Source organism: Ciceribacter ferrooxidans, from assembly GCF_004137355.1.
GTDB lineage: Bacteria > Pseudomonadota > Alphaproteobacteria > Rhizobiales > Rhizobiaceae > Allorhizobium > Allorhizobium ferrooxidans.
The window spans coordinates 1-250 of record NZ_SDVB01000408.1; the positions used below are offsets into that span (position 1 = coordinate 1).

Below are 250 nucleotides of genomic sequence, written 5' to 3' on the forward strand. Positions count from 1 at the left end.
TATCTTAGAGAAAACTGTAGCACCTTCCAGTTGATCGAACAGGTCATCAATTCTGGGTAGAGGATATTTATTCTTGATAGTAACCTCATTCAACGCTCGATAATCCACGCACATTCTCTGAGTATGATCTTTCTTCTCCACAAAGATGACTGGTGCTCCCCATGGCGAAGTACTGGGTCGAATATATCCTTTCTGAAGCAAATCATCCACCTGTTTCTTCACCTCAGCTAACTCATTAGCTGCCATTCTG

The 250-nt window shown here is 42.4% G+C and carries 1 protein-coding gene; it reads right to left on the reverse strand.

The window, feature by feature from the left end; translation table 11 throughout:
• Positions 1 to 250: reverse transcriptase family protein (locus tag EUU22_RS26460; RefSeq protein ID WP_205687969.1), on the reverse strand; the 250-nt coding region annotated here is incomplete at both ends.